Origin of the sequence: Chitinophaga filiformis, assembly GCF_021646545.1 — a bacterium.
Classification (GTDB): domain Bacteria; phylum Bacteroidota; class Bacteroidia; order Chitinophagales; family Chitinophagaceae; genus Chitinophaga; species Chitinophaga filiformis_A.
The window spans coordinates 128,620-149,945 of sequence record NZ_JAKIRP010000019.1 but is presented as its reverse complement, the minus strand read 5'-3'; the positions used below and the strand labels follow the sequence as shown (position 1 = coordinate 149,945).

The 21,326-nt window shown below is 48.0% G+C and carries 15 protein-coding genes; 13 read left to right on the top strand and 2 right to left on the bottom strand.

Annotated features, from left to right (window positions below; translation table 11 throughout):
- The first annotated feature begins 176 nt into the window (after positions 1-176).
- From proS to L3C95_RS31250, 3 genes are all read left to right on the top strand, one after another.
- Positions 177-1,652 (top strand): proline--tRNA ligase, encoded by a 1,476-nt coding sequence (gene proS / locus L3C95_RS31260; RefSeq protein ID WP_236394486.1) that lies wholly within the window; start codon positions 177-179, stop codon positions 1,650-1,652.
- 68 nt (positions 1,653-1,720) lie between these two features.
- Positions 1,721-4,651 carry a two-component regulator propeller domain-containing protein gene (locus L3C95_RS31255; protein WP_236394484.1) on the top strand — a complete coding sequence of 977 codons (2,931 nt, stop codon included), beginning with the start codon at positions 1,721-1,723 and terminating at the stop codon, positions 4,649-4,651.
- Positions 4,648-5,409, top strand: coding sequence for a LytR/AlgR family response regulator transcription factor (locus L3C95_RS31250; RefSeq protein ID WP_012793534.1), 762 nt, complete (start codon positions 4,648-4,650; stop codon positions 5,407-5,409). Before L3C95_RS31255 ends, L3C95_RS31250 begins: the two co-directional genes overlap by 4 nt.
- A 953-nt stretch (positions 5,410-6,362) precedes the next feature.
- On the opposite strand, the gene L3C95_RS31245 is transcribed toward L3C95_RS31250, so the two are convergent.
- Entirely contained in the window at positions 6,363-7,901 is a 1,539-nt protein-coding gene (locus L3C95_RS31245) for a trypsin-like peptidase domain-containing protein (RefSeq protein WP_236394482.1), read from the bottom strand.
- A gap of 227 nt (positions 7,902-8,128) precedes the next feature.
- Positions 8,129-9,121, bottom strand: a complete 993-nt coding sequence (locus tag L3C95_RS31240) for an acyl-CoA reductase (RefSeq protein WP_236394481.1) — start codon at positions 9,119-9,121, stop codon at positions 8,129-8,131.
- Between the two features lie 92 nt (positions 9,122-9,213).
- Here L3C95_RS31240 and L3C95_RS31235 point away from each other — a divergent pair, with 92 nt between their 5' ends.
- The 10 genes from L3C95_RS31235 (at position 9,214) to L3C95_RS31190 (ending at position 21,201) form a co-directional block, all read left to right on the top strand.
- On the top strand, positions 9,214-9,561 hold the full coding sequence (locus tag L3C95_RS31235) for a 4Fe-4S dicluster domain-containing protein (RefSeq protein WP_236394479.1): 348 nt from the start codon (positions 9,214-9,216) through the stop codon (positions 9,559-9,561).
- A 180-nt stretch (positions 9,562-9,741) separates the two neighbouring features.
- Complete coding sequence (locus L3C95_RS31230) at positions 9,742-10,731, top strand: D-alanine--D-alanine ligase (RefSeq protein ID WP_236394477.1); 990 nt, start codon at positions 9,742-9,744, stop codon at positions 10,729-10,731.
- Positions 10,732-10,768: 37 nt separating this feature from the next.
- Positions 10,769-11,590: a PASTA domain-containing protein gene (locus L3C95_RS31225; RefSeq protein WP_236394475.1), complete on the top strand. Its 822-nt coding sequence runs from the start codon at positions 10,769-10,771 to the stop codon at positions 11,588-11,590.
- A 67-nt stretch (positions 11,591-11,657) separates the two neighbouring features.
- Positions 11,658-11,966 carry a rhodanese-like domain-containing protein gene (locus L3C95_RS31220; RefSeq protein WP_236394473.1) on the top strand — a complete coding sequence of 103 codons (309 nt, stop codon included), beginning with the start codon at positions 11,658-11,660 and terminating at the stop codon, positions 11,964-11,966.
- Positions 11,967-12,069: 103 nt separating this feature from the next.
- Entirely contained in the window at positions 12,070-12,627 is a 558-nt protein-coding gene (locus L3C95_RS31215; RefSeq protein WP_236394470.1) for an RNA polymerase sigma factor, read from the top strand.
- 65 nt (positions 12,628-12,692) lie between these two features.
- Positions 12,693-13,889: a FecR family protein gene (locus L3C95_RS31210; protein WP_236394469.1), complete on the top strand. Its 1,197-nt coding sequence runs from the start codon at positions 12,693-12,695 to the stop codon at positions 13,887-13,889.
- A 45-nt stretch (positions 13,890-13,934) separates the two neighbouring features.
- The gene (locus tag L3C95_RS31205; protein WP_236394467.1) at positions 13,935-17,267 is read left to right on the top strand and encodes a TonB-dependent receptor; all 3,333 of its coding nucleotides are present in this window, start codon (positions 13,935-13,937) and stop codon (positions 17,265-17,267) included.
- Positions 17,268-17,285: 18 nt separating this feature from the next.
- Entirely contained in the window at positions 17,286-18,710 is a 1,425-nt protein-coding gene (locus L3C95_RS31200; protein ID WP_236394465.1) for a RagB/SusD family nutrient uptake outer membrane protein, read from the top strand.
- Positions 18,711-18,798: 88 nt separating this feature from the next.
- Positions 18,799-19,548: an SGNH/GDSL hydrolase family protein gene (locus L3C95_RS31195; RefSeq protein WP_236394463.1), complete on the top strand. Its 750-nt coding sequence runs from the start codon at positions 18,799-18,801 to the stop codon at positions 19,546-19,548.
- 21 nt (positions 19,549-19,569) lie between these two features.
- Positions 19,570-21,201: an FAD-dependent oxidoreductase gene (locus L3C95_RS31190; protein ID WP_236394460.1), complete on the top strand. Its 1,632-nt coding sequence runs from the start codon at positions 19,570-19,572 to the stop codon at positions 21,199-21,201.
- Positions 21,202-21,326 lie beyond the last annotated feature (125 nt).

The window sequence follows — 21,326 nt, the reverse complement described above, 5'->3', positions numbered from 1 at the left end:
TACAATAATATCTAACCACTCATAATATTTTACCAAACTATTTGCACGTTTCTGATTTTCATGTAGGTTTGTGACATTTTACCTTTTGGTAATATATCCAGTACAAATATTAAGCCAAATTCAGATTTGATTTATAATATATGTACCGGCCACGATTATAAATATTTCAACGCTATATGAGTAAAGAGATCACAGCCCGTTCTGAAGATTATTCACAATGGTATAATGATTTGGTTCTGAAAGGAGGATTGGCAGATTATTCTGCGGTGAAGGGATGTATGGTAATAAAACCATACGGTTTTGCACTTTGGGAAGGCATGAGAGACGTGCTGGACAAAAAATTCAAAGACACCGGACACCAGAACGCTTACTTCCCCTTATTCATTCCTAAAAGCTTCCTGAGTAAAGAGGAAGATCATATTGAAGGCTTCGCAAAGGAATGCGCCGTTGTAACACACCACCGTCTGATGAAAAATCCGAATGGTAAGGGTGTTGTGGTAGATCCTACTGCCAAACTGGAGGAAGAACTGATCGTTCGCCCTACTTCCGAAACGATCATCTGGAATACATATAAAGACTGGATCCAGTCGTACCGCGACCTGCCGCTGCTGATCAACCAGTGGGCGAACGTTGTGCGCTGGGAAATGCGTACGCGCCTGTTCCTGCGTACAGCCGAATTCCTCTGGCAGGAGGGGCATACTGCCCACGCTACCGCTGAAGAGGCGATCGCTGAAACTGAGCAGATGCTGGAAGTTTATGCTGACTTTGCTGAGAACTATATGGCAATGCCGGTGGTAAGAGGGGTTAAATCGCCCGCTGAGCGTTTTGCCGGTGCTATCGACACTTACTGTATCGAGGCGCTGATGCAGGATGGTAAGGCGTTGCAGGCTGGTACTTCCCACTTCCTGGGACAAAACTTTGCAAAAGCATTTGATGTGCAGTTCTCCAACAAAGAGAACAAACTGGAATATGTATGGGCTACCTCCTGGGGGGTATCCACCCGTCTGATCGGCGCACTGGTAATGGCGCACAGCGATGACGATGGTCTGGTACTGCCTCCGCGTATTGCTCCTTTACAGGTAGTGATCGTGCCTATTTATAAAGGCGACGACCAGAAGGCAAAGATCGACGCAAAAGTACACGAGATCATGGGCCAGCTGAAGAAAGCCGGTATCCGTGTGAAATATGATGATAGCGACAATGCCCGTCCGGGATGGAAATTTGCAGAATACGAAATGAAGGGTGTGCCTGTACGTATCGCACTGGGAGCCCGTGACCTGGAAAATAATGTGGCTGAAGTAGCCCGTCGTGACACCAAGTCCAAGGAAAGCCTGCCGCTGGACGGCCTGGCTGAGCGTATCGGTGTACTGTTGGAAGATATCCAGCAGCAGATGTACAACAAAGCACTGGCCTTCCGTGATGAACATATCACACCTGCCAATACCATAGAGGAATTTGAACGCCTGCTCGAAGAGAAAGGTGGATTCATCTCTGCTCACTGGGATGGCACTACAGAAACAGAAGAGAAGATCAAGGAGCGCACTAAAGCAACGATCCGTTGCATTCCTTTAAATAATAAACAGGAGGCTGGTACCTGTATCCTTACAGGTAAACCTTCTACGCAAAGGGTATTATTTGCCCGCGCATATTAACAAGACTCACCGGTAGTGCCAGCCGACGCTGGTACTGCCGGTTTTATTATCAAAATCCGACCCTCTTGATGCCTAAGGTCCGTTATATATTTTTATGGTGGATACTAATGGTTCTGAGCACTGTCAATAACGCAGCTGCTCAGGGGCTGATGATCCGTAACTATAACGTAAAGGATGGTCTCGCCAATGCTACGGTCTATTCCGTTGTGCAGGACAAGGAAGGATTTATCTGGTTTTCTACTCCCACCGGCGTCAGTAAATTTGACGGCAAACGCTTTCGCAACTATTCAAAAAAAGACGGATTAACCGACAACGATGTTGTAAAACTCACGGCCGATTCAAAGGGACGTGTCTGGTTTTCGACCCTCAACGGGTTGCCTTCCTTCTATTGGAACTACACGATTCATACCGCTGAGAATGATTCATCCCTGCATATGGACGCCCGCGGTGAATACATGCAGTATATGTTTGAAGACTATGCTGGTTTCATCTGGTTCCTGAATACCGACAACCACATCATTCAATACAGTGGGAGAAAAACTACTTACGACAAGCTGGGCGCCAAGCCCACCGACCTGTTCTACTTCCTCCGTAACGATACCATTTTTAAACCCCTGCAGCCTTATTTTAACCTGCCTGACCTGGAAGATGTCAATAACCCTGATCAGAAAATAGCAAGTGTATGTCCTTTCCCGCTTGATCAGGCCTCCATTCAGCGCGTACGGAAGCACCCGGTGGTCATTGTCGAGAACAATTTGTATACCTACAGCAATAAGGAAGCGGTTTGTTTTTTCAGGGGAACTGATTGGGGTATAAGGGATGAGATCAGTAACATCTGTATGGACAATGATAATCTGTGGATAGGCACGCCAAGAGCCCTCTATTACCTCAAAGGATTTTTCCACGGAGAAAGAAAGGTATCCAAGTTGTTGCAGAACCATTATATCACATCGCTGCTCAAAGACCGCGATGGTAACATCTGGATCACGACATTTGGGGATGGCGTTTTCAACATTCCATACAAGAATTTTTACTTTAACTATCTCGACAATACGAATGGACTGTACTCACACTCTATTTTCAGCATCGGTAAAGATGAGAAGACGGGTACCTTATTGATAGGACAGAATGCCGGTGTATTGAATACGATGGACAGCAATAGCAAGTTCCTTCGGTTCAACCTGGATACGACCAGTGGAAGGAACAGTATCCTCAGTATCCTTCCGTACAAGCCGAATGAAATGCTGATCGGCTCTGATAATGGACTGTACACATTTAATACGGTCTCGCAAAAGCCGTTGCTCCTGAGGCGTGTCAAAACGCTGAAAGATGTGGATATCAGTCCCGGTGGCAAAATACGAATTGCGACTAAAGATCAGGTGATCTGTGACAACTATAGTACTCCCCGGGAAGAAGAGTTGATCACTTCTATTGCGTGTATCAACGATTCTGCTTATTATGTTGGCACTAATGCCGGACTGTTTTATGGTGATGACGCCATACGGAAGTTGATACTGCGGACTACGAAACCTGCTTTGCATTTAAGTATTAAAGATCTGAAGTGGATCAATGGCGAGCTCTGGGTAGGCACCAGTGATCACGGGCTGTACGTGCTTAGAGCGGATCACACTGTGGCTGCTCATCTGAGCACAGCAGATAAACTGGTCAGCGATATTTGTCAGCAGCTATATTATGACGGCATTGGACGCCTGTATGTTGCCACCAACAAAGGTGTTTCCGTTATCGATGTAGGCACCAAGGCGCTCATCCGTAACATCACATCCAATGATGGTCTGATGAGTGATGACGCCCGTAGTGTATATTATCAGCAAGGCATCCTGTACATAGCAACATCCAACGGTCTGAGTTATTTCAATGACGCCAGGATGCCGGTAGATACCGTACCGCCGGCTATTTATCTGAATCATGTGCGGTATGGAGACAGCACCTATCTGCCTGGCAAACAATTTGTGCTAATGTATCAGCGGAAGGCGTCTTTTGAGGTAGAATTCGGCGCCATTGCCTATGACCTGCCTGAGCTGGTAGAGTACCAGTACAACTTTTCCAGCGATACTTCAAGTGGATGGATCACGACAATGTCTAATATCGTACCTTTCCCCGACCTGCAGCCAGATACCTATCAACTGCAGATCAGGGCGCGGAAATACAAAAGCAACTGGAGTCAGCCGGTGGTTATTACCGTTACTATTCTGCCGCGCTGGTACCAGCAATGGTGGGCGAGAGGTATTGTGATATTGCTGGGCCTCATACTGGTGGCGTTTATATTGAGAGATGTCATCAGAAGGATCCAACGGGCAGAGATGAGGAAGACGGAATATAACCGGAGGATAGCGGAACTTGAGGCGAAAGCGCTGACAAACCAGATGAATCCGCACTTCATCTTCAACTCGCTGAATTCAGTGCAGCACCTGATCATGGAAAAAGAGGAGAAGCAGGCGCTCAACTTCCTGGCAGATTTTGCCACACTGATGCGGCAGATGCTGAACAACTCCCGGAAGTCATTTATATCACTGGAAGAGGAGATTGCCTTCCTGACGCGGTACATTGAACTGGAGAAGATACGTTTTGCGAACGTATTCACTTATCAGTTCATACTGCAGGATCATCTGAAAGATTATACAATCTATATACCGCCCATGATCATTCAACCGATTGTTGAAAACGCGATCAAACATGGACTGGCACCGAAGAATGGCAGCGGCAGACTGGAAGTGAAACTGGTGCTTCGTGAAGACATGTTATACTGCTCCGTGGATGACGACGGAATAGGGTGGGAGCGTGCAAATGAGATCAAAAGCGGGCGACTGGTAAGGCATGAATCCACGGCTCTGAGCGTGATTAGGGAAAGGTTGCAGATTATAAAATCTTTTAATGGAAATGTTGGAAAGTTAGAAATTATTGATAAATTTAAGTCTGGTTTCGGCAATAAGGAGGGTACCCTGGTTGAAATTCTGATTCCCATTGTTAAGATGTTATGAGTAATATAAAAGCTGCGATCGTAGACGATGAAGTCCGCAACATCCACATTTTGCGAAATATTCTGGAGAATTACTGTAAAGATGTTACGGTAGCGGGTGAGGCGCAGAACATTCATGACGCGGCGGAAATGATCAAGAATACCCAGATTGACGTTTTGTTTCTGGATATCGAAATGCCGCCCCATAATGGCTTCCAGCTATTGGAAATGTTTCCTGTGTTGAACTTCGAAGTGATTTTCATTACAGCCTTTCAGGAATATGCATTGCAGGCGATCAAATTTGCTGCATTGGATTATCTGCTCAAACCTATCAAGGTGAGTGAGGTGGAAGATGCTTTGGAAAAAGTGAAGAAAAGCAAAAAAGGCCGCCTGAACGAGCTGGCATCTATCCTCAAGGACTACGTTAAGAACAATGACAATGCTTTCTCCAAGATAGTCATCCCGGTTAACGACGGTTACAACGTTATCGATCTGAAAGATATCATTTACTGTGAAGCATTTGACAGCTATACGAAAATACAGCTGATCAATAACGTATCACATCTTATCTCCAAATCACTGAAGGAATACGAAGAGATGCTCTCAGACAAGGGCTTCTATCGCGTCCATAAATCCTTCCTGATCAACATTCACCATATCGTTAAGATCATAAAGGGACTCGGCACCGCCGTAGTAATGAGCGATCAGAAAAACATCCCCATTTCTTCCCGTAAGAAAGACGAATTCTTCGCCCAGCTGAAAGGGGTGATCAATTTATAAGCGATTATTATTTATGGTAATATAAATACCGCCGCCGCAAGGGGGCTTTTTGGTGTTTATGGCCGGCGGTGTGGATTCCGTGTTACAACCGAATAAGGGGGGCGCGTTATAACCATTGCCATGGGGCATTGGCGTTTATGACCGGGGGGATTGGTTCCGCGTTATAACCACGTTAGGGGGCTTTTGCATTTTATTACCCGGGGTTGAAAACCCCGCGCTACAAACACACGGCACCTACGGAGCCGATTGGCGCGAATGATTCCGTTATGTGTTCCGGGATTATTGATATCGCGTTATAACCATTGCCATGGGGCGTTGGCGTTTATACCCAGGGTAATTGATTCCGCGTTACAACCACGTTAGGGGCTTTTGCATTTTATACCCGGGGTTGAAAACCACGCGCTACAAACACACGGCACCTACGGAGCCGATTGGCGCGAATGATTCCGTTATGTGTTCCGGGATTATTGATATCGCGTTGTAACCATTGTCATGGGCGTTGGCGTTTATAACCGGGGGTGATTGATTCCGCGTTGCAACCACGTTGGGAGGCTTTTGCATTTTATACCCGGGGTTCAAAACCCCGCGCTACAAACACTGGCACTCCTAACGGAGTGCGGCCTCCATATGGACGTCCTACAACAATTTTTGAGGCCGTACGCAGCGAGCGGGCAGGTGGGAATCACTGGCCTTAGTTATTTGAAGTGCCCACGCGTCGCACAAGGGGTTTAATAAACATCCAACGGCCAACCCGCCTTCCCAAAGCCGATAGCAAGGATCTTCAAAGAACTACAGCCAGTGATCCCAGCCTGCGCCGTGAGCAAGAAGGCCAACGCAATAATCACTGTCAGCCCAACAATCCAGTAATGCATTCCCCCAGTGGCAAAAAAAAGAAAGTCCCGGAAACCATCCCGGGACCTTCTCTCCTTAACCTATAAACCTATATGAAAACGCTAAAACTCAGCTCCATTAGCCAGATCGATATTATAATAATACACACCATTCAACTCAGGATAAACCCCCTCGACCTGCACTTTCTTTTGTTTCTCCAACACCCTCCTCAGCTCCTCTACTGAATTCACCGGCTGACCGCCAGCTTTCAGTATAATGAACGACCGTTTCATGTTCGTCTGTTTCTTGAGCACACCACCACTGATATTATCCACATACACACCACCGCGTATACCCAGTTTAGCCGCATCAGCTTTATCAAGCGTCACCAGGTCAGCGCCCAGTGCATCGAGTACGCTGGTCTTGATAATATCGGTATTACCGTCAGCATTTTTGAGGATGGTACTGGTAGTATACTGTTTGTCATTACGCATGTAGTTGATGCTGATCTTGTCGCCTGGTTTATAACGCGCGATCTGTTCTGTCATCTGAGGAATAGAAGGCGTTTCTACACCATTGATACCAGTGATCACGTCACCTTTTTTGATGCCCGCAGCAGCAGCGGAGCCGGTTTCCTGTACACCAGTTACAGTCACACCGTTGATATCTCTTCTGATGCCAGCTTCAGCCCATCTTTCTTCCGGGATGCTGTTCGGGTCCTGGTAATAGATACCCAGGTACGCACGCTGCACGTTACCGTATTTCATCAGGTCATTCACTACTTTCTTCACCAGGTTCACCGGGATGGCGTAGGAGTAACCAGCATAAGCACCGGTAGGAGAAGCGATAGCAGAGTTGATACCGATCAGTTCACCGGCGGTGTTGATCAATGCACCACCACTATTACCCTGGTTCACCGCAGCATCTGTCTGGATGAATGATTCTATTGCATTTCTTCTCACCTGTTTATTGATACCGATGGTACGGGCTTTCGCACTTACGATACCGGCGGTAACGGTAGTTTCCAGGTTTAACGGATAACCGACTGCCAATACCCACTGTCCTATTTCAACGTCGTCGGAGTTGCCATAGAGCAGATAAGGAAGATTTTTAGCATCGATCTTGATCACTGCCAGGTCAGTATTCGGGTCTGTACCGATTACTTTGGCTTTGTATGTTTTGTAGTTGTTGAGCGTTACGGCTATTTCATCCGCGTCGTCCACTACGTGATTGTTGGTAATGATATAACCATCGTCAGATATCAGCACTCCGGAACCGGAGGCCATCTGGCCGGGAACATAGTATTTACGTCCGCCGCCTTCGCCCTGGAATTCATCACCGAAAAAGTCATCGCCGAAAAGATCCTGTAAAACACTTCTCCTTCTCTGGAGGTTATTGGTCACCTGACGGGGATTGATCTTTGTTTTGATATGTACCACTCCAGGTACCGCTATTTTGGCGGCCTGGCTAAAATCAGTAGGAGGCGTTGCATTCTTTACTTCGGCGCCAGGCATGTAACTGGCATAGTTTACCGGAATGTTTTCTGATCCATTTTGATAGGGGCCTGCCTGCCGGGGTTGGTACCTGTTGTACGCATAGATGCTGGCAACAGCAGTTGCCGCGCTGATTAGTACAGTTGCCGCAATTTGCCGGAATTTCATATGTTTCGTTGTTTAAAGTTTAAATTTTATAAGGAATGAATATCAATTTGCATGCCTTGTGATACAAATTTAAGGGGGCATGCCAGTGAACATAAACCACTCCTGTTACTTTAACACATTTTTATATGAATAGTTAATATGATCTTAACGCCGGGACTGACAGTTTGTTGTTTTTCATGACAACATTGTAGTCATTTAAAGGCCCGAAACAGACAATGTTACAGGCTTTATAACCCTGTCAGGAACTGCATGGTGTCCACACCGTCAGCATAATCCGACAGGGAGGGCTGCTGCGCCATCCCAAAGGGCGTGAAGCCATGTCCTACAATGCATTGAAGATCATTATTTACCCTCAGCTCTTCGCCAAGAGAGGGCGCATTGTTATAGTAGCTGTAGTGCAGAACACTGATGGGGGAGAAAACGGAAGAAGACTCCTGTAAAATGATATTGTCGGCCGCAATGTGAACGGCATTGCTCAACAGCGCCAAAGCCAGATTATAGTCGTAGTTGTTCTTGTACTTATGATGGTCTGCCAGGTGGGCATACTTCCGGAGGGCTTTCAGCAGCGGTTCAAAGTTATAGTCTTCCGGAACAAATACCTTGGTCACATTTCTGCAACCCAGACCGAAGTAAAGCATCACATCATCTGCCAGCGCTTCCAGTTCGGCAGGTGTTTCTGATCCATCGAGGATGGCCACGGAAGTCCGGTTCCTGCGGATGATGTGTGGATATTTAGCAAAATAGTATTCAAAATAACGGGCGGAATTGTTGCTGCCGGTGGCGATGTAGGCGCCGCAATTCTTCAGCATGTCCTGTACCTGGGTCTGCTCTGCATATACAGGGTACCATTCCTTGACTTTGTCAATGACATGCTGCATAAGTATCGTATCTTTGGAAGAGAGCTTCAGGCGTACCTGGTGACCGCTAAGGAAGCCGCAGAGCCAGTCATGGAAGCCGACCAGCGGAATGTTACCCGCAGCAACGATACCTACCTGACGGGGAGAAGATACAGGAGCAGCGTAACCAGCCAGCCATTCGTTTAAACGGGATTCGTCCAGGTAATAACGGCAAATGTTTTGCAGGGAAAGATCGATAAACTCGGGAGTGAACCATCCGTTGGCCTGGAAAGCCCTCTCCTTCACTATCTGGAGGTCGGTATCATTGCCTGACAGGTATTGTCCTAAACGTACAAGGGCTGCTACTTTTGCTGAACTGCTCATGAATCTGTATAAATAATTAACTTTTTAAACCTAGATATTCTATTTTTGTCTGCAAAATTAATGGCTTACTACTTAAACAAAAAGTTTATACTATGGCAATAAAGATAACAGACGAATGTATTAATTGCGGTGCTTGTGAACCTGAATGTCCAAATAACGCTATTTATGAGGGTGGTGTTGAATGGGCACTGGCAGATGGCACTACCATCAAAGGTCCATACACATTGATGGATGGAACTACCATGGATGGTGATCAGCGTAACCCGCCAATTAGTGTAGACAGTTACTATATTGTTCCTAACAAGTGTACAGAATGCCAGGGCTTCCATGAAGAGCCTCAGTGTGCGGCAGTTTGTCCGGTTGACTGCTGCGTTCCTGATGAGATGTACCAGGAAACAGTGGAAGAACTGCTCGCAAAGAAAGAAAGACTGCACATCTAATATCATTATAAAGGAAGCATAAGGAACTACACCGGTAACTGGTCGTCGATCATCATCGGAACGCATACCGGAGCCTAAAGGGAAGAAAGAACTTAACTTTCTTCCCTTTTCTTTTGCAGTAAAAAAAGTTTACATCCACCATTTTTCTATTAACTTTATCCGCTTATTATTAAATTATATATGAAAAAGAACATCGCCCTGGTTGCCGGCGGATACTCCGGTGAATATGTGATTTCAGTACAGAGTGCCGCCGTTATAGAGAAGAATATTGACAGCAGCAAGTATAACGTATATAAGATCTCTGTTACCCGTGACGGTTGGAATTACATGGACGTTGATGGCCAGGCAGTTGCAGTGGATAAGAACGATTTTACATTGACGATCGATGGTAATAAGATAAAATTCGACGCTGTGTTCATTGGTATACACGGTACACCAGGTGAAGACGGTCGTTTACAGGGATATTTTGAAATGCTGGGCATTCCTTTCACCAGCTGTGGTATGGTAACTTCTGCGCTCACCTTCAACAAAAGCTACTGTAATAAAGTAGTAGCTTCTCTGGGCGTTGTAAATGTTTCAAAATCAGTACATATCTTCCGCGATCAGCCTTTTGACACCAAAGAGATACTCCGTGAGCTGAAGTTGCCCGTGTTCGTAAAACCGGCAGAAGGGGGCAGCAGCATCGGTATGTCTAAGGTAAATACAGCCGAAGAGCTGGAGCCGGCTATCGAAAAGGCCTTTAAAGAAGATGTACAGATCCTGATAGAGGAATTTATCAAAGGCAGGGAGATCACCTGCGGTTTATATAAAGCTAATGGACAATTCACTGTTCTGCCGGTAACTGAGATCATCAGCAGCAAGGAATTCTTTGATTATGAGGCTAAATACACCCCGGGCGTAACCAGGGAGGTAACACCGGCAGAAGCACCTTCAGAAGTAACCAACCTGATACAGTCAACAGCAAGGAAATTGTATGACAAGCTCAATTGCCGTGGCATAGTGAGAATGGACTTCATCTGGGAAGAAGCGAACAACCGCCTGTTCTTCCTGGAGGTCAATACCATGCCGGGACAGTCAGAAAATAGCCTTGTACCTCAGCAGGTAAGAGCTGCGGGTAAAACCCTGCAGGAGTTTTACGGCACATTAATTGAAGAGTGCCTGAGGAAGTAAACAGATCCGAGTTCATCTTAACGTTAAAATATAATCTGTGTTCAATTCAATAACGAAACGCTCTTTCGGCTTTAACCTGCTGGTTGTTGTGGGTATTTTCGCCGTTCTGGGGTTGCTTTTCTTTCTACTACTGGGAGTTATCACCAAACATGGGGACACAATGACCGTTCCCGACGTTTACAAGAAAAATATACAGGAAGCCACCATGATCCTGGAAAAAGAAGGATTCAGCGTGGACGTAAGAGACTCTATCTACGTAGACAGCCTGCCCGGCCTCGCGGTATGGGAGCAGACTCCTGCCAGAGGCTCTATTGTAAAGGTGGGACGTACCATCTACCTGACTGTCAATAAAGTAATACCTCCTATGGTGCAAATGCCAGACCTGACAGGGCTGACCTTCCGCAGTGCGGAAATGACCCTGCACAGTCTCAGGCTGAACGTGGGAGACACCATCTATAAACCGGACTTTGCCACCAATACCGTATTACAGCAATTGCTGAACGGTAAAACGGTGAAACCAGGTAGAGACATTCCGGAGGGTAGTAATATCACCCTGGTACTGAGCAGTGGCACCGGTAATACCGAAAACCCTGCACCAGACCTCGTCGGACTTACTTTCCTGGAAGCAAAGGAAACGCTGAGTGCCAGCAACCTGGGCCTGGGTACCGTGCTCATAGATCCATCTGTGACAGATACGGCTAATGCCTTTGTCGTGAAACAAACGCCTCCGCGCCGTAACAGCCTGAATGAGCTCAACATGGTAAGGGCAGGAGAGAGCATCGATCTCTGGCTGTCAGCCAGTCGCCCGACAAAGGATAGCGGTGTAACGCCTGCTCCTCCGGCCGAACAACCAGAATAATCATCACCAAAACCCGGCAATACCGTAATTTGCCGTAGATATCACAAACATTCAAAAATTTACAGCCATGGAAAATATAAGTGTAGCTGAACTGAAAAAACGTATTGACAGCGGCGAAGACCTGAACATTGTGGATGTAAGGGAACCACACGAGCATGCAGATTTCAATATCGGAGGCATCCTGGTGCCATTGGGTGACATCCGTGCTATGCAGGTGGATGAACTGGAAGATCTGAAAGACCGTGAAGTGATCGTATACTGCCGCAGTGGTGGCCGTAGTGGACAGGCTGCGATGATCCTGGAAACAATGGGCTTCCAGAACGTAAAGAACCTGACCGGTGGTATGCTCGCCTGGCAGGAGCAGTTCGGTAAGTAATTGAGCAATATATCATTCTTAATAATGCCTTCCGGCGTGTGTGATGCCTCCATCGTCATACGGCCCCGGAAGGCGTTTTTAATAGCATTCCCAGTTGCCTGAAATGCATGATGATCTATATACAGAGAAGGCTGTGCTGACCCGTATTGCCGATGGCGATGAGCGCGCGTTCGCACAATTCTTTAAGGCTATTTCCCCGGGAATAGGTAGTGTTGTCAGAAAGGTCGTTAAACAGGAGGATGCTGCCCATGAAGTACTACAGGAGTTCTTTATCAAATTGTGGCTGCACCGCGATAAACTGCCTGCGGTCGATCAGCTGAAAGCTTACCTGAAAAGAATGGCCCTGAACGAATGCTTTACCTGGTTGAACCGCCAGGCCTTACTGCAGCAAAGACTGGCTGACATCAGCAATGCCGGTCTGACCGTTGCCAATGAAACTGAAGCCGACCTATCTTATCGTGAAACCCAGCGCATTGTTGCCGCCGCGGTAAGCGCCCTGCCCACCCAACGCCGGCAGATCTATGAAATGAGCCGCCAGGAAGGCCTGAATGCCACCGAAATAGCCAATGCCCTAAAGCTATCCCCCAGCTACGTCCGCAATACCATCAGCGCCGCCCTGCAATTTATCAGGGAGCAGCTGAAGCTCGCCGGCAAACTGTAATAAAAATTTTTCTCCCCGATAGGTACACCCGTACTTTTCTTCCAGTCTATATATCTGGAGATGCTTTGGAATATACCAGGTGCTCCGCCAGACAAATGGACCAACAACGTATTCACTATCTGATCAGCGGTTTTCTGACAGGAAACCTCTCGGCAGCTGAAAAGGCTGAACTGGACGATTTTCTGAAAGATCCGGCCAACAGGGAAACATTTGTCGCAGCTACCAGTAAGCTGACCGAAATGGAAGAGCAGGCCGCGTACGATGAAAGCCTCGAACCGGTATTATCCCGCGTACTGGATGTGGACAGAACGCCTGTCAGCGGAGGGAGAACAGTGCGTTTCCGCTTCCCTTACTGGCGGGTAGCTGCCGCTGTTGTATTGGCTGCGGGAATAGGCGGTTACTGGTACTGGTCCAATAAAGCATCACAAACGCCTCAATTAGCAAAAAATGAATCAACCAAACCCGCAGTGATACTGCCGGGTAGTAACAAGGCGACCCTTATTCTCGAAGATGGCACTACAGTGCCGCTGGACAGTACCGGCCACCAGACCATCAGGCAGGGGAATACCCTTGTACAGCGCAATAATGGTCAGCTTTTGTACAGTGGTCAGCCAGCAACAGCAAAACTGAGCTATAATATACTCGCTACGCCCAAAGGAGGACAGTTCCAGGTGGTGCTGCCCGATGGGACGAAAGTATGGCTGAACGCCGCTTCCCGCCTGAAATACCCGGTTGCTTTTGCCGGTAATGAACGCCTGGTGGAACTGGAGGGAGAAGCCTATTTCGAGACCGTCAAAGATGCCCACAAACCATTTAAAGTGAAAGCGGGCGGCTTTGATGTACAGGTGCTAGGCACCAGCTTTGATATCATGGCGTACAAAGACGAAAAGAACACCCATACCACATTGATCAGTGGCGCAGTGAAAGTGGCGTCAGAAAAAGAAAGTAAACTGTTACAACCGGGGCAGCAGGCTGTAGTCAATGCCAATGCTGATATAGGAGTGAGTACAGTAAATACCGATGAAGTGATTGCCTGGAAGAACGGTTATTTCTCCTTCAGGGATGCCGATATTGCCGCCGTCATGCGACAACTGGAGCGTTGGTATGACGTGACTGTATCTTATCCGTCTGGTATTCCTAAAGGCACTTTTTCCGGCGAAATGGGGAGGGGACTGACACTTGCTGAAGCATTAAAGATCCTGGAACAGACAAACGTAAATTTTAGAATAGAAGAAGGCAGACACATTGTTATACTGCCCTGAGTATTAGCATTCTTTTATCGTCCCGTTATATAAAAACTCCATGTTATGAAGCAGACCTTACTACTTCTACTGGCATTGCTATGTCTGAAAGTAAATGCCGCCGACACTTCCACACAGATTACCTATACAGGGAAAGATGTTCCGCTGAAAAAGATCTTTTCCGTTATTAAAGAACAAACAGGATATGTATTCTTTTACCGGAATGAAGACATTGCTGATGTCAGGCCAGTCACTGTCTCATTCAATAAAACATCCCTGGAAGCTGCACTGAACACCATTTTAAAAGACCGGCAGCTACAGTATGTGATACAGGGTAATACGATCGTCATCAGCAGAAAAAAGAACATCCAGCCGCCAACTGTTGATGAAGCATCTCCTCCGGCCGACACTACCATACAGGGGAAGGTCGTGAACAGTAAAGGGGAACCACAGCCAGGCGCCACTATTCTCATAAAGGGGACGAAACGCGGTACAACGGCCAATGAGAATGGCACATTCACATTACGAAACGTGCCTGAACATGCAGTGCTCCTGGTGTCTGCCCTCGGACTCAAGGCAAGAGAAGTGCCGGTGACGGGCGTGACTGATCCGCTGACAGTAACACTGGAAAGTGGAACAGAAGCACTAAGCGAAGTAGTGGTGGTGGGATACGGACAGGTAAAAAAGAGTGACCTCACCGGCGCTGTGGCTACCGTGCCGGTAGGAGAGATCAAAAAAGTAGCCGTGACCTCACTGGACCAGGCCATACAGGGACGCGTGGCCGGTGTGCAGGTAACCCAGAACTCCGGTGCCCCCGGTGGTTCTACCACTATCCGTATCCGTGGTGGTAACTCTATCCAGGGCGACAATGAACCACTGTACGTCATAGACGGTGTACCTTTCAAGAATGGCGGCGCTGAAAGTGGCTCGAGCTTCAATGTGCTCAGTACCCTGAACCCGGGCGATATTGAGTCGATGACCATCCTGAAAGACGCTTCCTCCACTGCTATCTATGGTTCCCGTGGTTCCAACGGTGTCGTGATCATCACCACCAAGCGGGGTAAAGCAGGAAAAACCATCATCAGTTTTGATACTTACTACGGTACGCAGAATGTACGTCGCAAATACCCGGTGCTGAATGCCAGAGAATATGCTGCTTTTGTAAATGAAGCCAATACCAACGACGGCCTGTCGCCGGTTTATACACCTCAGCAGGTGGAAGCTTTCGGAGAAGGTACCGACTGGCAGGATGAGATCTTCCGCCAGGCGCCTATCGCTAATTACCAGTTGTCTATGAGTGGCGGTGATGACAAGACACAGTTCGCTGTTTCCGCCGGTTATTTTACACAGAAGGGGATCGTGGTGAATTCTGATTTCAACAGGTATTCTTTCCGCGTCAATTTGGATAGGAAGATCAGCAATAAGATCAAGGTGGGGAACAGTCTTACCATCAATCGCACTGCTACTAACCAATCGCGCACCGATGGTAGCCTGGGGGGCGGCGGACTGGTCACCATGGCAGCATTACAGTTCCCTCCCTTGCTGAAGGTGCGTAATGCGGATGGCTCTTACCTGATGACAGATCCTGCACTGAATTTTACCGCTGATAACCCTGTAGCCCTGGCATTCGACAGCAAGAACAAGAACACTGCTTACCGCTTCTTCGGCAACATCTTCGGCGAATACCAGATCATCGAAGGACTCACATTAAAAGTGCTGTTCGGTATAGATGGTATCCTGCAGAAGCAGGATAGCTACCTGCCCAGAAGCGTGGCCAGCGGCCTTGCACAAGGTGGTGTGGGTTCTATTTACAACGAACAGTCTGTGACCTGGCTGAATGAAAATCTGCTGACCTACACCCGTACCTTCAACAGGGTGCACAGCTTTTCGGCTCTGGTAGGATACACGCAGCAGGAAAATCATACCGAGAACAATAGTGCATCTTCCAGGAGTTTCGTGAACGATATTCTGGGCACAGGCAATCTGGGTACCGGCGCTGTAGCCATCACTCCTGGTTCGGGTGTTGGTGGCTGGGGACTGGTATCCTACCTGGGAAGGATCAATTATGGTTATCGTGATAAATACCTGCTGACCGTCTCCTTCCGTGCAGATGGCTCTTCCCGTTTTGGCGTTAATAACCGCTTTGGTTTCTTCCCTTCCGGCGCCGTGGCATGGAAGGTATCGGAAGAACCTTTCCTGAGAAATAACAGGACCGTAAGCGACCTGAAAGTGCGCGTTACTTACGGTACCACAGGTAACCAGGATGGCATTGGCAATTACCCTGCTTACTCCTTATTGGGCACACAGAACTATGTTCTGGGCAACAATATCTCCACAGGCCTCGGCCCCAGCCAGATTGCCAATCCTGACCTGTCATGGGAGAAAACGGCACAGGGCGATGCTGGTATTGATCTGGGCTTATTCAACAACCGTGTGATGATCACCGCTGATGCCTATGTGAAGAAGACAAGCGATCTGTTACTCAATGTAACGATCCCCAGTTCTTCCGGTTATTCCAATGCTATCAGGAACCTGGGTAAGGTACAGAACAAAGGCATTGAACTGAGCCTGTCTACCATCAACATCGACGGCGCTTTCAGATGGACAACAGATATCAACTATGTAGCCAATCGCAATAAAGTGCTGAACATTGGTAACACCCCGCAGATCTTCGCCGGCCAGGTGGCTAATATCGCACAGAACGTAAACTCCGGTATCATCCGCGTAGGCGAGCCCCTGGGTACCTTTTATGGTTACGTGACAAATGGCCTGTACCAGTCAGAAGCGGAACTGGCCGGACTGACAGATGCCAGCGCAAAGAAAGTGGGCGACAGGAAGTACATGGACCTCAACGGCGACAAAAAGATCGATGACAAAGACAGGAAGATCATCGGTAGCGCACAACCGAAATTCAGCGGTGGTATCAGCAATACCTTCTCTTACAAAGGGGTTGACCTCACCATTTTCCTGCAGGGGGTATATGGCAATAAGATCCTGAATGCAAACCGTTTTGAACTGGAATACCTGAATGGTACTACAAACCAGGATAGAGACATGCTGGACAGGTGGACACCCACCCATACCAATACCGACATTCCCCGTGCTGCAACTACGAGACCGGCTAACCGCATCTCTACCCGGCAGATCGAAGATGGTTCTTACCTGCGGCTAAAGAATGTCCAGCTGGGGTACAACCTGCCAGATGCCTGGCTGAAGGCGGCAAAGATCCACTCCGCCCGCCTGTACGTTACTGCACAGAACCTCATCACCTGGACAAAGTACAGCGGTTACGATCCGGAGGTGAACCGCTTCGGACAGGATAACCGCAGCCAGGGATTTGACTATGCCAGTTATCCTACCGCAAAAACATTGCTCTTCGGATTAAATATCACCTTGTAAGTATTTAACAGCACGTTTATGAAAAAGCTATTTTTTCTACTGATCTGTACACAAATGTCCTGTAACCTGCTGGACCAGCAACTGGAATCCAGTTTCACGCCGGACAACTTCTATAAGAATGCCGATGATGCCAAAGCCGCTCTCAGCGCCACTTACGATGCCATGAAAGGCCAGAATATGTACGACCAGGCCATGTGGGTGTTGCAGGATCAGGCTACCGATGATGCAGAATGGGGCGGCGGCCGCTCCACTGCCAACCAGGCCAAGAATGATGTAGACAAGTATTCCTTCACACCGGCTACGACCACCTTTCAATCCATATGGACGGCTGCATACGCCGGTATCAACAAGGCCAATGCTGTGCTGGCACATGTGCCGGGCATCAGCATGGATACTGCTTTGAGAAATCAGTACCTGGCAGAGGCGAAGTTTTTGAGAGGGTTTTATTATTTTACACTAGTACGCATGTTTGGTGGCGTGCCTTTAATATTGCAGGAAACTACTTCTCTTGATAACCTGGAAGTAGCGAGGGGCTCCGCAGATGAAGTGTACCAGCAGGTAATAAAAGACTTTTCTGAAGCAGCAGCTGTGCTGCCTGTTGCCTATACCGGCGCCAATCTGGGCCGGGCCACCAAAGGCGCTGCTATTGCATTTCTGGCCAAGGTATACCTGACCCGTGAAGACTGGCCCAACGCATCAGCGAAGTGTAAAGAAGTAATTGACCTCGGCGTATATGATATCTGGGATAAATTTGAGGATGCATTCCTGATCGGAAATAAGAATGGAAAAGAATCCGTATTTGAAGTGCAGGCGCTGGGAGGCGGCCTGGGAGAGGGAAGTTTTATGCAGGGATATATGCGTCCCAACTTTGACAAGGTGAATGGTATCGCCGGCTTCGGAGATGACCCGGTCACAAAGAACCTGTATGATACCTATCGTGCCACGGATAAACGCCGTGACGTTACAATCAGACTGTATTCTGCTACTTCCACGCCTCCGGCCCCGGCCAGTATCTCTTTTCCGGCATATGTATATAAGTACCGCGATCCTGCGGCCACTGCCAATGGAGAGGGCAGTAACAATTTTCCGGTGATCCGTTATGCAGACGTTTTACTGATGTATGCGGAAGCACTCAATGAACAGGCTGCGGGTAACCCGGACGCTTTTAACGCCGTCAACCGCCTTCGCAGGCGCGCAGGTATTCCTGAGCTGGAGCTTGGCTTAGGGCAGACGCAATTCCGCGATAGCGTGCTGCTGGAAAGAAGACTGGAACTGGCCTTTGAGGGGCATCGCTGGTATGACCTGGTACGCACCAAACGCCTCATCAGCGCCATGAAAGCACAGAACCCGTCCATCGTTGTGAGTGAAAGACATTATTTGTACCCGATCCCCCAGACAGAGATCGATGTAAATGCAAAGCTGAAACAAAACCCGGATTACTGAGTGATGCCTATGGCAGGATAACGGAATAAACAGACAACACTCCGGCTAAGATGTCCGGGGCTTACTTACCGAGCAGAAACACGATTATATGCAAAGACGCACATTTTTACAGGCAGGTTTACTAGCCACTTCTTTTTCCATTCCGGGGAAATATGTACTTGCTTCCCATCCTCCGCAGACTGCATCTGCCGCCGGAAATGATGAGCCTCCACTGGTGGTCAATGCAGGTATCGGCGGAAATAATACAGTAGAGATGCTGGCAAGGATAGAGAAGGATTGCCTGTCCCATCATCCGGATCTTACTGTACTCATGGCCGGCACCAACGATATGAACAGCCGGAAACATGTACCACTGAAAGACTATGAAAAGAACATGCGTGACATGGTGAAGATGATCACCAACACAGGCAGCAAGGTACTGCTGATGACCATCCTGCCAGCTTATGAACCTTACCTGTACACCCGCCACCCGAAGGAGTTTTATGATCCGGAAGGATATGTGGTGAGAAGGAAAGCGGTGAATGAAGTGATCGCTAAAATCGCTGACGATACTGGTCAGGCCTTACTGGACATGGGACATGTGTTCGAACGCGCCGGTAATGTCGGCAAGGAAAAAGACAGTCTCATCGAGAATGAACTGAACAGCGGAAAAACAGACGGCGTCCATCCCACGCCGGAGGGGTACCGCCTGATGGGCGTCGTGGTGTATGATTGTATCATCCAGCGGCAACTGCCACGCAAAAGAATAGTATGCTTCGGCGACAGCATCACACACGGTGGCGGTGGTACCGAAGGACATAGTTACCCGGCGTATCTTAAAAAATTACTCGTTCCATAAAACAGATTTAAACCCACAGTTATGAAGCATCTAATTACAGTGTTACTTGTTTGTTTGTTAAGCTTTACACAAGTCCGGGCACAGGCCCCCGTAGAGGCAGATGTTGTGATCTACGGCGGTACCTCTGCCGCCGTTACCGCTGCAGTACAGGTCAGGAAGATGAACAGATCGGTCGTGATCGTATCGCCGGATAAACACCTCGGCGGCTTATCGTCCGGCGGACTCGGTTTTACCGATACAGGCAATAAGTCGGTGATCGGCGGTCTGGCACGTGAATTCTATCACCGCGTATACCTGCATTATCAGCAGCCCTCCGCATGGAACTGGCAGCCACAGGCCGAATACGGTAACAAAGGCCAGGGCACACCTGCGATGGACGGTGCAGAACGTACCATGTGGATCTTTGAGCCACATGTGGCCGAGCAGGTGTTTGAAGATTTTGTGAAAGAGAACAACATCAAAGTATATCGTAACGAATGGCTGGACCGCAATAAAGGCGTCACTAAAAAAGGACAAAAGATCGCCGCCATTAAAACGCTGAGCGGTAAAACCTTCCGGGGTAAGATGTTCATTGACGCTACCTATGAAGGCGATCTGATGGCAGCTGCGAAAGTGGCCTATCGTGTGGGAAGAGAAGCCAACAGCGAGTTCAATGAAACCTGGAATGGTGTGCAGGTGGGGGTGCTTCACCATGGTCATTATTTTAAAAAACCGGTCAGTGCATATAAAGTACCAGGAGATGCTAAGAGTGGCTTATTGCCGCTCATTTCATCAGAGCCACCAGGTGAGAAGGGGAGTGCCGACAAGCGTGTACAGGCTTATTGCTTTCGTATGTGCCTGACCGATCTTCCTGCAAACCGTATTCCTTTTGTACGTCCGGAGGGATATGATTCAACGCAGTATGAATTGCTGGTGAGAGTGTTTAATAACGGTTGGGAAGAAGCATTCAATAAATACGATCCTATTCCTAACCATAAGACAGACGTTAACAACCACGGGCCTTTCAGCACCGATTATATCGGAATGAACTACGATTATCCGGACGCTTCTTATGAAAAAAGGCAACAGATCATTGCTGCACACGCCACTTATCAGAAAGGGCTGTTGTACTTTATGGCCACTGATCCACGGGTACCTGATAATATCCGTACACATATGAATAAATGGGGATTGTCAAGGGATGAATTCAAAGATAACGGCAACTGGCCGCACCAGTTATACATCCGTGAAGCCCGCCGTATGACCGGGATGGAGATAATGACAGAGCATGAAGTGCTGGGAAAGAAAGAGATAATCAACCCTGTTGGTATGGGCTCTTATACACTGGATTCGCATAACACACAACGATACGTACAGGAAGATGGTACTGTGCAGAATGAAGGCGATGTTGAGGTACGGGTACCGGCGCCTTACCGTATCAGTTACGGCTCTATTGTACCAAAGAAAGAAGAATGTGAGAACCTGCTGGTGCCGGTGTGCGTGTCGTGTACACACATCGCTTATGGAAGTATCAGGATGGAGCCGGTGTTTATGATATTAGGCCAGAGTGCTGCTACGGCTGCCATTCAGGCGATTGATGCAAAGAAAGCCGTACAGGATATTAATTACGAACAGCTAAAGGCGCAACTGCTGAAAGATAAACAGCGGCTGTAAAGAACGCTGTATACCGCCTTTGTCAGTTCAGCGGTAAACGCTGCCGGAGGTTGGTACCTGAAAGACGTGCTGGCGGTATGACACGGAGCTACGCTTCCGAAGGCAACGTTACATTGCGTAATAAT

Coding starts and splice junctions, on each gene's coding strand:
- L3C95_RS31240 (WP_236394481.1), bottom strand. CDS start 9,121: ATGAGCAGTTCAGCAAAAGTAGCAGCCCTTGTACGTTTAGGACAATAC.
- L3C95_RS31245 (WP_236394482.1), bottom strand. CDS start 7,901: ATGAAATTCCGGCAAATTGCGGCAACTGTACTAATCAGCGCGGCAACT.
- L3C95_RS31235 (WP_236394479.1), top strand. CDS start 9,214: ATGGCAATAAAGATAACAGACGAATGTATTAATTGCGGTGCTTGTGAA.
- L3C95_RS31205 (WP_236394467.1), top strand. CDS start 13,935: ATGAAGCAGACCTTACTACTTCTACTGGCATTGCTATGTCTGAAAGTA.
- L3C95_RS31250 (WP_012793534.1), top strand. CDS start 4,648: ATGAGTAATATAAAAGCTGCGATCGTAGACGATGAAGTCCGCAACATC.
- L3C95_RS31200 (WP_236394465.1), top strand. CDS start 17,286: ATGAAAAAGCTATTTTTTCTACTGATCTGTACACAAATGTCCTGTAAC.
- L3C95_RS31195 (WP_236394463.1), top strand. CDS start 18,799: ATGCAAAGACGCACATTTTTACAGGCAGGTTTACTAGCCACTTCTTTT.
- L3C95_RS31255 (WP_236394484.1), top strand. CDS start 1,721: ATGCCTAAGGTCCGTTATATATTTTTATGGTGGATACTAATGGTTCTG.
- proS (WP_236394486.1), top strand. CDS start 177: ATGAGTAAAGAGATCACAGCCCGTTCTGAAGATTATTCACAATGGTAT.
- L3C95_RS31230 (WP_236394477.1), top strand. CDS start 9,742: ATGAAAAAGAACATCGCCCTGGTTGCCGGCGGATACTCCGGTGAATAT.
- L3C95_RS31220 (WP_236394473.1), top strand. CDS start 11,658: ATGGAAAATATAAGTGTAGCTGAACTGAAAAAACGTATTGACAGCGGC.
- L3C95_RS31215 (WP_236394470.1), top strand. CDS start 12,070: ATGCATGATGATCTATATACAGAGAAGGCTGTGCTGACCCGTATTGCC.
- L3C95_RS31190 (WP_236394460.1), top strand. CDS start 19,570: ATGAAGCATCTAATTACAGTGTTACTTGTTTGTTTGTTAAGCTTTACA.